This is a genomic window from Peptoclostridium acidaminophilum DSM 3953 (genome assembly GCF_000597865.1).
Classification (GTDB): domain Bacteria; phylum Bacillota; class Clostridia; order Peptostreptococcales; family Peptostreptococcaceae; genus Peptoclostridium_A; species Peptoclostridium_A acidaminophilum.
This window is the reverse complement of record NZ_CP007453.1, coordinates 95,978-107,171: the sequence shown is the minus strand read 5'-3', so window position 1 is coordinate 107,171 and position 11,194 is coordinate 95,978. Positions and strand designations below refer to the sequence as shown.

Genomic DNA, 11,194 nt, shown 5'->3' with positions numbered 1-11,194 from the left:
CTCACTCCCCCTTGCTGCATCCCAGAGCGAAAATGTCATCCAGCATACAGGCGTATTTTCTCGCCTCATTTCCGTCAAGCTCCTTGAGCTTTTGAACCGGATCCTTTATGAGCTTTTTGAGCGAGGACAATATCATCTTTTCAACCACCTTGAGTTCCCGCTCATCAAGGTCGACCTTCCTGGCTATATACCCCAGTGTTTCTTCCTTTATAGCCGTGCATCTGTTGTTGAGGCCTCCTATCACGGGATCTACGCAAGTTCCTGCGAGCCATCTCATGTATTCCCTAGCTCTTTTATTTACAATATCGCTCGCCTTTGCCGCAAGCTGCGCCCTGCATGCCTCGTTTGCTCTTGCTATTTCGGATATGTCATCTATGCCGTAAAGCTCAACATTCTCTGCGGCTTTGACGTTTGGGTCCACATCCCTTGGAATTGCCATGTCCATTATAATGAGTCTGCTTCGCCTTATCCCCATTTCATTTGCTTCCACCACGTGATGCGGCGATGAAGTTGCGCATATGAGCACGTCGCACCTTGAAATGGCCTCGTATCTGTCCTCATACGCAACGGGCCTTATTCCCCTTTCCAATAGCCAGTCAGCCGTCTCACTTTTGCTTAAGCCCTTTCTGCCTGCGACCACTTCGACAGAGAGCGGTTTTTCGGCAAGCAGATGCTCAAGGCTTAGTCTGCCGGTCTCGCCAAGTCCTATGATCAGGGCTCTTTTGCCGGCGAGCCCCTCAGCTTTTTCTGCCAGGAGCTTCACGCCTATGTATGCCACGGAGAGCGGATATGTGGATATGCCGAGCGTGCTCTTTATGTGCCTGGCGCAGCTTATGGAGTTCATGAACAGCCTGTTTAGTGCTTTTCCGCTGCTTTTACACTCGAGCGCAAGGGTGTGAGCACTCTTTACCTGTGATAGTATCTGGTCTTCGCCGAGCACCATAGAGTCGAGTCCTGCTGCAACGCTCATAAGATGCACGGCCGCATCAGTGCCTCTCTTCCTGTACATGCTGCCGCGAGGCATTCCGCCTTCTCCAGCCATGCCCATATACAGCTTCTCTATTTCGTTTTCTACCTGTTCCCACTCGCTTGCCGCATAATAAAACTCGCTCCTGTTGCAAGTTGATATTATTGCAAATTCCGCGCCAAGTGAGCTGGCCAGCTTCTCCATTGCCTTTCTTGCTGAGCTCTGCGTAAATGCGGCCTTTTCCCTTATTTCCGAATTAGCTGTCTTATGGCTTACGCCCACAACCCCTATTTCCATTTCAACCCTCCATGCTGTCCTGCATTGCCTTGCTCTGCCTATGCCTATCTCCTTACATTGCGGCTATGGCCTCAATTGCCGCCTGCGCTGCACACTCGATTGTACTGCATATTCTGCCATATTCCATTTGCGGCCTGTTTATAATAACGGCCTTAATGCCTTCAGCCTTTGCGGCCCCGAGCTTTTCAGCTGTGCCGCCTTCCGCTCCTGCGTCCTTTGTGACAATGAAGCTAATATTGTACGAACGTATAAGCTCGCGGTTCATGCTCTCTGAAAACGGACCCTGCATCCCGATTATCCTCGATGGCTTTATCCCGAGGGCCTCGCACTTTCCTATGACACCGCTGGTGGGCAGCACTCTTGCATAAAGCCTCTCTGGCTCTACTTTGGCTGTGAATTCCTCGAGAGTGTTGCTTCCTGTCGTAAGGAGCACGTTGCCTTCACTGCACGAAAGAAAATCGGCCGCCTGAGCCGCGGAATCGAATCTGAGCGCTTCAGAGAATCCGCCGCACTGCGTCTTTGCCCTTTCATATCTTATATATGCTATCCCAAGGCGCCTTGTGCATTCGATGGCGCTCTTCGAGGCCTGGGCCGCATAAGGGTGCGTGGCGTCAAGTATGCACCTGATTCCTCTTTCCAGGGCAAGCAGCTCCAGCTCGATTGAAGTCAGCCTGCCGGACCTGGTCTCGATTCCAGTTACTCCGCTTGCGAGCGATTCACCGTACTCCGTCGCTGCGCTCAGCAGGACACTTGCTCCCTTTTTAGCCAGCAGCTCTGCCAGCGCCCTCGAGTCACATGTACCTCCAAGCAGCAGAATCATCGCTTATAGCCTCTCGGGGTTATGATTCCCAGCTCAGATGCATACGTTTTCGAGTTGCCGATTATTACCGTCGTCAGCATGTCTATATCGTGGCTTAGCATTTCTCCCAGCGTCGTTACCGTCGCAAACTGACCTTCCCTCATGGCGCTGCGGACTATGCCTACAGGTGTGCCTTCGGCCCTGTGCTTCATTATAATGTTTCTTGCCTTTTCTATGTGCTCCCTTCTTCCATGGCTTCTTGGATTGTAGAGGCATATTACAAAATCGGCCTGCGCCGCGCAATCAAGCCTTTTTTCAATGGCGCTCCAGTCCGTAAGAAGGTCGCTCAGGCTTATCGTGGCGTAATCGTGCATAAGGGGTGCCCCAAGGCATGCCGCCGCCGAGTTCGCAGCCGGCACTCCGGGCACTATCTCTATGTCGCTCTCGCAGCCGCTTTCAGCCGCAATTTCGAGCATTATTCCCGCCATGCCGTAGACTCCGCAGTCCCCGCTGCTCACAAGAGCTACGGTCCTGCCTTTTTCCGCAAGCTCAAGCGCAGCCCTGCACCTTTCGACCTCGCGCTTCATGCCGTAGCCGAGGATTTCCTTGTCCAAAAGCATGTCCTCTATCAGTTCTATGTATGTCTTGTAGCCAATGACGGCATCGGACCTGCCTATGGCCTCTATGGCAGCGCCAGTCATATGCTCTCTTCCCCCAGGGCCTATGCCTACAACAAATATCTTGCCTTCATTCATAATCCTTCCTCCCAATAACGCAAATCGTACATGCCTAGACACATACCCCGAAAACACCGGTTTATACTTCCTCCCATACGGATATAGCCACGCCGTTGGCAGTCGTCTTGCCAAGGAGCATCCTTCCGCCACCGGAAGCTATGAAGCCGCAGGGCTCGCAGACTCCTCCCACTCCAACGGAAGCCCTCACAAAGCCAGACTCTGCAAAGTCGCCTTCAACGGCCAAAATACGCTCCTTGTCTATGAAGCAGGCCTGAGCGCCGTAGTGCTCAGCCGCCTTTAGTATTCCCTGCTCGTCGCTTTTTATGTCTATGCTTGCAAGCTTTTTTATGCTGCGCCTGTCAATACCCAGGCGCTCAAGCTCCCTGTCAATAAGCTCCTGTATCTGCTTGGCGCCCGTCCCGCGCCTGCAGCCTATTCCTATTACAGTGCTTTTTTCTATGAGATATGCGCACGGCAAATTTGCCGGCTCCGGGACCCTGTTTGTGACTCTTATTATACCGGCTGCGCCGCAGCCTTCCCTGTAGGAGACTATACTTTCCGGAAGCTCCACTTTTATGTCTCTTCTCGAGTCTATTGCCACCGTTTCGCCATTTACTATTAGCGCAGTTACCCGCTTTGCATCCTCGAGGCTGTCTATTGCGCAGCCCAGCCTTCCTGCCAGCGTATCGACAGCTATTTTGCCGCCTGCGTCTGATGCCGTTGTGATGATGGCCCTTGCGCCAGTGAGCTTTTCCACAAGCCTGGCTGCGTCGTTGGCCCCGCCGATGTGTCCAGAAAGCAGGCTTATGACAAAGCCACCCTGCTCGTCCATTACAAGCACGCCGGGGTCGGAGCTTTTCGAGCGCAGATGCGGCGCAATAGCTCTTACCGCTATGCCGCAGGCCGTTATGAAAATTATCGTGTCATATCTGCAAAACATTTCTCCCGCAAACTCTGCAATCGGCCGGTCTATGGGTTTTTCCCGGTCTGTGCAGAGCCTGGGCATGGCATACACGGTGAGCCCGCTTATCTCTTCCCTAAGCCGCCTTGCCTGAATTATCCCGCTTCTTGTAAGGGCGATTGCGGCCCAAGCCTTATTTCTCATTGCCGCCTCTGTAACCATGCGAAAAGTCAGGGTCGTAGAGCTTCGAGCGCGAATACTCGTCTCCAAGAAATTCGCCCACGAGTATCTGGGCTGTCTTTTCTATTCCAGCCTCCCTGGCCTTCTTTGCTATATTCGAGAGCGTGCCCGTGACTATCTTCTGGTCGCTCCAGCTGGCCTTTTGCACTATGGCCACCGGAGCACTTTCTCCGTAGTGCGGAATAAGCCTTCTAGCCACCTCGTCTATCATGTGCACCGAGAGGAATATTGCCATTGACGCCCTGTGCGACGCCAGACTCTCAAGGCTCTCGCTTTCAGGCACGGGTGTCCTGCCTTCTAGCCTTGTGCATATTACAGTCTGCGAGATATCGGGCAGCGTGAACTCTTTTTTGAGAGCTGCCGCCGACGCCGTGAAAGAGCTGACTCCCGGCACAACCTCGCACTCTATGCCCAGCCTGTCAAGCTCGTCTATTTGCTCCCTTATGGCTCCGTATATGCTAGGATCGCCCGTGTGCAGCCTGGCAATGCTCATGCCCCCGCCTGCCGCTTCCCGCATCGTCTCTATTACCTGCTCAAGCGTCATGCCCGCGCTGTCGTATATGCTGCAGCCGGGCTTTGCCGCTTCAAGCAGCTGCGGATTCACAAGAGAGCCTGCGTATATTATAACGTCTGCTTCCTCAAGCAGCCTTTTGCCCTTTATTGTGAGAAGCTCCGGATCCCCGGGACCTGCTCCTATGAAATGCACCTTGCCCATCATTTTATCCCGCCCTTTTTTACTATTATTGTTGAAAGGTACGGCACCCTTTTGGCTGAAAGCCTCTCTATGTCTCTTGAAATCTCTTCGCTCTGCGTGCCGCACATTGACGCGAGAACGAAGCTGCCTTCAAGGCCTCTGCTTGAAAACTCCCGGGCCAGCTGCCCCGAAAGCGCAGATGGCTTCATTATAACAATATTATCAGCCGACTCGAGGGCGCATTCGATACGGTTTTCATTTTTCCCAAGCGGCACTATTGAAAGCGTCTGCTCGCCCATGGCAAGCGGCACTCGAGTCCTGGCCGCGGCCAGGCTGAAGGAGTTCACCCCCGGGATTATTTCGGCAGCTCCCGGCTCCCCGAGATAGCCCATCATGTTAATGTAGGTGCTGTAGAGCATCGGGTCGCCCAGAGTTATGAATGCCACATCCATGCCCTGTTCGAGCAGCTTGTCTATGCCGCTTGCGCATTCCCTCCAGCAGCTTTCCATTAACCCCTCTTCGTACTCCATGGGGAATGTCATCTCAATTATCTGCGCGTCTTTTCCTATGTGTATCCTTGCGATTTCAAGCGCAAAGCTGCTTTTCCCTTTTGCGCTGCTTGGGCACACTACCGCATCCACCTGCGACAGCACCCTTGCGGCCTTTAGTGTCAGGAGCTCCGGATCGCCGGGGCCCACTCCCACCGCGTAAAGTTTTCCCTTCAAAACATCACATCCAGTCTGCAGATATTATGTATATTCCGTTTTCAGCGTTCATCATTGTCTGGCTTCCAAGCCGCCTGCCTCTTGAAACGCCAATGTGCACTATGTCTATTCCGCTGTACCCATACTCCTCTAGCAGCCTTATCATGAGCGCTGCGTTCTCAATCGTTATGAAGTTGGCCGCCACCCTTCCGCCCTTTTGAAGGACCGCTTCCATCCATGAGAATATCTGCTCGAGCCTGCCCGTGCTGCCGCCTATGAAAACCCTGTCGACCATGCCTAGCGAATCAAGCGCTTCGGGGGCAGTGCCTTTTATAATATTTATGTTCTTGACGCCGAATCTCCTGGCGTTTGCCTCTATCAGCCTTGCGGCCTCTTCGCTTTTGTCTATGGCATGCACAATGCCGCTTTTGCACACGAGAGCCGCCTCTATGGATACCGAGCCCGTTCCGGCCCCTATGTCAACTACCGTGCTGTCGGAATGGAGCCTGAGCTTTGATAGGGCGACGCTGCGCACCTCCTCCTTAGTCATTGGCACCTGGCCTCTTTCAAACATGGAGTCGGGTATGCCGCCTGTAATGCAGCTCCAAGCGTTACTCATCGCAAATCACCACCACGCACATGTCATGGCTGCCTGAGTGGGCGGCTTCATGCGCCCTGACGCGGCTTATCTTCTCGTTTTCGTAGGAAAGGTTCTCTCCTATATACATTGTCTTTTCACCCAGCCCTTTCTCAACAAGCGCCTTAGCTATGGCCTGTGGATTCCATTTGCCGTCTGTCAGGAGACCGACGGCCTTGTATCGCAATGCAAGCTCCGCAAAGTCCAGCTCCCTGCCGTGAACGCTGCCCATGAAGGCCTCGCTCCAGCTCATCCCAAGCCTTGAGAACATGTACTGCAGCGAGCCTATGCCCGGCACGACATTAAGCTCCTCGCTCTCAAAATGCCTGCGCAGGAGTGATAGCATGCTGAAAAAGCAGCTGTCGCCGGATACCAGCACAGCTATTTGCATGTGCCTTTTACACTTTATGTATTCTATCGCCTCAGTCAGACTGCCGATCCTGTACACTTCCTTGCCTTCCAGCTCAAGACCCTGCAAAAGCCTGGCGCTCGATACGATTACGTCTGATTCTTCTATTAGCCTCGTACTTATTGGCAGCACGTAGTCTCTGTGTCCCGGCCCCATGCCCAGCACGTTTATCCTCTCCATCCCTGCTCCTCCATGATCCACCTTGCACTATCGCACATGGCCAAAAGGCCTCTACCCTGTGAAAAGAGCACTGTTCCCACCTTGATATTTCCGCCGCAGTGCTCTCTGCACCTCGCACTTGCCCGGCTGGCCACCTCGGCAAATGCCTCCTCGAGCCCGGCATCGCATATGTGCTCGGTGGCCTCCTCGGCCGTGTTGCTCGAAAGTATGAGTCCGACGGTGTCCCTTCCGGCTCCAACTAGCGCCGCGTAGGCCGCAAGCGTCTCGAGCCTCGCGTCCCCGCAGGAGCTGTGCATGTTGAATATGCCCGCCGCCAGCTTTACCAGCTTGCCTATGTGGCCTACCCACAGAATTTCCCTAAAGCCCAGCTTTTCGGCCTCGCAAAGCATGTAGCCCGCATAGTTGCTAGTCTTTATTAGCAGCTTCTCGCCTATGCCGTTTTGAATGCAAAAATCGCGGCCGTAGTTGCCCGGAGAGAACACGGCTGTATGGGCTCCGCTGCTTCGCAGCACAGACAGCTCGAGTCTTAGTGATTCTTTTATTGCCTCCTCGCTCATAGGCTCAACTATCCCGCTCGTGCCTATTATCGATATGCCGCCCTCTATACCTAGCTTCGGATTGAAAGTCCGCCTGGCAACCTCCTCGCCCTCGGGAGCAAAAATCGTGACTGTGGCTCCCTCTCCCTCCGGCAGAACGGCCGCCACCTCGCTTTCAATCATCCTCCTGGGCACAGGGTTTATGGCGGCTTCGCCCGGAGCTACGGAAAGCCCGGGCCTTGTCACCCTGCCTATGCCCCTGCCGCCTTCGAGCCTTATTCCGGGCGCTTTCGCCCTCTCTACTCTCGCGTAAATCCTCATGCCGCTTGTCATGTCCGGATCGTCGCCCGAATCCTTTACAGCGCAGCATACGGCAGCATCGCAGCCTTCCATCTGCAGCTCGAATATCTGCACGCCCACTCTCCAGCCCTTGGGCGTGTCTATGTCTACGGCCTCACTCCTTTGTCCTCCAAACAGCAAAAGCGCGCTGGCCTTTGCTGCAGCCGCCGCGCATGTGCCTGTCGTGTAGCCGTACCTGAGCCTCTTGCCGCCTTTTTCTATGTACCTTTCCATCTATAATTTCTCCGGCATGCTGTAGAGCAGCGCGTTTACTATTGCTGCTGCCACTGTGCTCCCGCCCTTTCTGCCCCTCGTTACGATGTAGGGCACGCCGGCTTTTTTTATCTCCTCCTTGGACTCTGCAGCGCCCACGAATCCCACAGGCACGCCTATTACGAGCTCAGGCCTTACTATGCCCTCCTCTATGAGGCTCTTTAGCGTAAAAAGAGCTGTGGGAGCGTTGCCTATGGCGAATATCTTTATGCTCTCGTCGCCCGCCGCCATTCTCATTGCTGCCATCGACCTTGTGATGCCTTCGCTTGACGCAATACTTGCCGCTTCGGGCTCATGCACCATATTGACTATGCTGCCCCCAAGCTCGCCTAGCTTTCTTTTGTTTATGCCCGACATTATCATCTGCGTGTCCGTGTATATCTTGCAGCCCGAGCCTAATGCCCTCATGCCGGCCTCAATGGCCTGAGGATGCAGCTGCGTTATGTCGGCGTATTCAAAATCGGCTGTCGTGTGTATTATCCTTTTGATGATATTGCCTTCTATATGGCCGAATCCGCGCTCTCCCAGTTCTCTTGATATTATCTCGAAGCTCCCCTGCTCAATGAGCCTTGGATCCTTTACAAAGTCCATACAATCACCTCTTTATATTATGAAGGCTCCGCCCTGTGCCACTCTGTGGCTCCTTATGCAGCAGTAGTCGTCTGAAAACCTCTGATTCCAAAACAGAGCCTCGAACTTTTCAGAGTCAAAACCACTTCCGCATAGTATTCCAAGAACGCTTCCGCTGTGAGCAGCGTTTACACCATAAGCCCCCAGCTTCAGTGCTGTTTCTATTATCCACTCAAGCCCAGGTTTCTTGAGCACCTTTTCCCGCTCAATCGCGCTTATTGTGGCCGACTGCCCTATTTTTCCAAGGTCGCCCGAGGCCATGCCCTCCTCGAACAGTAAAAGCGCCTTTTTCATTTCTCGTTCGCCTTGCGCTATGAGCTCCCTGCTTTTTAATTTGTGGAATTCAAGCGTGTCAATGCAACCCCTTCCCTCGAGCACCATTACATTGCAGCCCGGGAATTCGCCGTAGCTTCTTGCCGCCCTCCCCTTGACGTGGTCAAACAGCGTAACCCTTCTGAAGATTGTGCTGTCTGTAGGCTCTATTGAGGCGCATATGGCTGCCAACTCCATTTCCGAAAGGCTGCGCCCTGCATAAGCGGCTGCTGCAACTGCGGATGCTGCAATGTCCGCTGTGCTGCTCGCCATGCCCTTGCCCCTTGGCACTTGGGATTCAACAGTGAGGGTGAGACCATCGGCATCGCCGGCTCTGTAGCCAAGATGCTCAAGCGTGGCCTCCACCGCTGCGTATGATTTGCAAAGTCGGCTTTCCCTTATTGGACTAGTCGCTTCAGTGAGAGTCACCCTGGTGTAGAGGTCTATGGGGAGGGAGATGAGCTTTTCACCCCCCTCAATGTAGCCTTGCAGCAGCTCTCCGCAGGATGCCGGGCATGTCGCCGTTACCACGCCCTGCCCTCGCCCTTCAGCAAGTTCATTATCTGCATTGTAAACTCGGGGCTGCTGTAGAAATGGATATGGGGGTATCCTGCCAGAACGTTGTTTCTGACGTATCCGCAGCTCCATGTCTTGTCCCCGCCCGAAGTCCTCTTTATGCTGTAGAGAGTCTCTACTCCCTCCATCCCCTCGACATACGACCTGTGGAACTCGTGGCCTATGGTGCAAACCTCTTCTCTCGCGCAGACCTTCACATATCCAAAGCGCTGCAGCTTTCCGCTCATTATCGCTCTTCCCGGGAAGAAGCCCGCCATATCGCTCCATTCACCGCCAAGTCCGCATATTCCCGCCGTAAGATACATTAGGCCTCCGCATTCGGCATAGGCCGGCATTCCGCCCTCCAGCCGTTCCCTTATGTGGCTTCGCATGAGTGCATTCTCTTCTAGACTCTTGGCAAACACCTCGGGGTAGCCTCCCCCAATGTAGAGCGCCTCCGCTCCTTCCGGGAGCCTCTCGTCCCTTATGGGGCTGAAGGGCACAAGGTTTGCGCCCAGCTCCTGCAGCAGCAGCAGATTGTCATTGTAGTAGAAACTGAATGCCTCGTCACAGGCGTATGCAATGCTTAGCCCTTCAAGCATGCCCTTTGAAGCCTCGAAAGGATCCTTCTCCTGAGGCAGCTCCGCGGCCTCTTCTGCTATGCTTTCAAGCCTGGCCAGGTCTATCGTCTCCTCAGCCATGTCAGCGAGGCTCTCTATAAGAGAGCCCAGCGACTCCACCTCGTCCGCCTGCACAAGCCCCAGATGCCTGCTTTTTAGAGATACTCCTTCGCTCTGGCACATGTAGCCAATGCAGCTTACACCCACATGCTCCTCAACGGCCTCCTTTATAAGCTCATAGTGCTTCCTGCCTGAAACTCCGTTGACTATGACACCCTTTATCTCTATGTCATTTCTGAACTTCACAAAACCCAGCACGGTTGCGGCTGCGCTCGTTGAAACTCCCCTACCGTCTATTATAAGAACTATGGGGGTCTTTGTTATCCTTGCAAGCTCGGCAGTCGAGCCGCTCTGCCCGTCTTCCCCTCCTCCGTCAAAGAGTCCCATTACGCCTTCTATGATGCCAATGTCATGGCCTTTAAGCCCTCTTTGGAGCAGGAACACCGTTTCAGCCTCGCCCAGCATGTGGCAGTCCAGGTTGCTCGAAGCCCTCCCGCAAGCCCGCCTGTGGAACTGGGGGTCTATATAGTCAGGGCCCACCTTGAACGGAGCCACTCTCCTGCCTCTTCTTGTGAGCGCCGCCATTATCGCCGCCGTTATAGTAGTCTTGCCAACCCCGCTTGAAGCCCCTGCTATTACAACTCTTTTCATTATTCCTCCCGCGGCCATATCAGCCTGTTTAGTATCCCGTAACCCTGCGCAGTCTCTATTTCAACAATGCTCGCCGGCCTCACCCTGAAATGCCACCTCTGCTCACTGGCAAAACCGAGCAGCCTCGTCATAATGCTCTGCACGACTCCTCCGTGCGTCACAATGAGTACAGTAGAGTCGTCATCCTCTAGTGATTCAATAAATTCTCCGATTCTGCGCTCGAATTCGGCAAAGCTCTCTCCTCCCGGTATCTTGTATTCCATGCAGCTTTCGCAGTAGCTCTCCCACTCTACCGGATGCCTCTGCATCGCCTCTTCGTATGTTAAGCCCTCAAAAATCCCAAAATCCATCTCTGAAAGCTCGTCTCTGACCTGTATGGTTTCAGTTCCAAGCTGCAAGGTTTTGCTCATCTCCTTAGCTACTGAAAGCGCCCTTGACATGGGACTTGAAAACACTGCATCAACTCGTTCGTGCGCAAGCTCGCGCCTTAGCCATTCGAGCTGAGCCAGGCCCTCCCCTGTGAAATCCGAGTCAAGCCTGCCGTATATCCTGTTTTCCGCATTTGCCACAGTCTGCACATGCCTTACCAATATGAGTCTCATATAATCTTCCTCTCATTTCCTTCAGCTAATATCAAAGTGTCGAGTTTCAAT

General features: G+C 53.8%; 13 protein-coding genes. All 13 read right to left on the bottom strand.

Annotated features, from left to right (window positions below; all coding sequences use genetic code 11):
* Window position 1 precedes the first annotated feature (1 nt).
* The gene (gene hemA / locus EAL2_RS11460; RefSeq protein WP_025436528.1) at window positions 2-1,264 is read right to left on the bottom strand and encodes a glutamyl-tRNA reductase; all 1,263 of its coding nucleotides are present in this window, start codon (window positions 1,262-1,264) and stop codon (window positions 2-4) included.
* 52 nt (window positions 1,265-1,316) lie between these two features.
* A complete protein-coding gene (cobK, locus tag EAL2_RS11455; RefSeq protein WP_025436527.1) occupies window positions 1,317-2,084 on the bottom strand; it encodes a precorrin-6A reductase in 768 nt (255 codons plus the stop codon).
* A complete protein-coding gene (gene cobJ, locus EAL2_RS11450; RefSeq protein WP_025436526.1) occupies window positions 2,081-2,818 on the bottom strand; it encodes a precorrin-3B C(17)-methyltransferase in 738 nt (245 codons plus the stop codon). Before cobJ ends, cobK begins: the two co-directional genes overlap by 4 nt.
* 61 nt (window positions 2,819-2,879) lie before the next feature.
* Window positions 2,880-3,905: a cobalt-precorrin 5A hydrolase gene (locus EAL2_RS11445; protein WP_025436525.1), complete on the bottom strand. Its 1,026-nt coding sequence runs from the start codon at window positions 3,903-3,905 to the stop codon at window positions 2,880-2,882.
* Window positions 3,895-4,656: a precorrin-4 C(11)-methyltransferase gene (gene cobM / locus EAL2_RS11440; protein WP_025436524.1), complete on the bottom strand. Its 762-nt coding sequence runs from the start codon at window positions 4,654-4,656 to the stop codon at window positions 3,895-3,897. The genes EAL2_RS11445 and cobM overlap by 11 nt, the downstream gene beginning before the upstream one ends.
* On the bottom strand, window positions 4,656-5,360 hold the full coding sequence (cobI, locus tag EAL2_RS11435; RefSeq protein WP_025436523.1) for a precorrin-2 C(20)-methyltransferase: 705 nt from the start codon (window positions 5,358-5,360) through the stop codon (window positions 4,656-4,658). Before cobI ends, cobM begins: the two co-directional genes overlap by 1 nt.
* A 4-nt stretch (window positions 5,361-5,364) precedes the next feature.
* Window positions 5,365-5,958, bottom strand: coding sequence for a precorrin-6Y C5,15-methyltransferase (decarboxylating) subunit CbiT (gene cbiT / locus EAL2_RS11430; RefSeq protein ID WP_025436522.1), 594 nt, complete (start codon window positions 5,956-5,958; stop codon window positions 5,365-5,367).
* A complete protein-coding gene (cbiE, locus tag EAL2_RS11425; protein ID WP_025436521.1) occupies window positions 5,951-6,565 on the bottom strand; it encodes a precorrin-6y C5,15-methyltransferase (decarboxylating) subunit CbiE in 615 nt (204 codons plus the stop codon). Before cbiE ends, cbiT begins: the two co-directional genes overlap by 8 nt.
* Window positions 6,553-7,674 carry a cobalt-precorrin-5B (C(1))-methyltransferase CbiD gene (cbiD, locus tag EAL2_RS11420; protein ID WP_025436520.1) on the bottom strand — a complete coding sequence of 374 codons (1,122 nt, stop codon included), beginning with the start codon at window positions 7,672-7,674 and terminating at the stop codon, window positions 6,553-6,555. The genes cbiE and cbiD overlap by 13 nt, the downstream gene beginning before the upstream one ends.
* On the bottom strand, window positions 7,675-8,304 hold the full coding sequence (locus tag EAL2_RS11415; protein WP_025436519.1) for a precorrin-8X methylmutase: 630 nt from the start codon (window positions 8,302-8,304) through the stop codon (window positions 7,675-7,677).
* Window positions 8,305-8,316: 12 nt separating this feature from the next.
* On the bottom strand, window positions 8,317-9,186 hold the full coding sequence (locus EAL2_RS11410; RefSeq protein ID WP_025436518.1) for a GHMP family kinase ATP-binding protein: 870 nt from the start codon (window positions 9,184-9,186) through the stop codon (window positions 8,317-8,319).
* A complete protein-coding gene (locus EAL2_RS11405; RefSeq protein WP_025436517.1) occupies window positions 9,180-10,541 on the bottom strand; it encodes a cobyrinate a,c-diamide synthase in 1,362 nt (453 codons plus the stop codon). The genes EAL2_RS11410 and EAL2_RS11405 overlap by 7 nt, the downstream gene beginning before the upstream one ends.
* Complete coding sequence (locus EAL2_RS11400; protein ID WP_025436516.1) at window positions 10,541-11,143, bottom strand: histidine phosphatase family protein; 603 nt, start codon at window positions 11,141-11,143, stop codon at window positions 10,541-10,543. The genes EAL2_RS11405 and EAL2_RS11400 overlap by 1 nt, the downstream gene beginning before the upstream one ends.
* Window positions 11,144-11,194 lie beyond the last annotated feature (51 nt).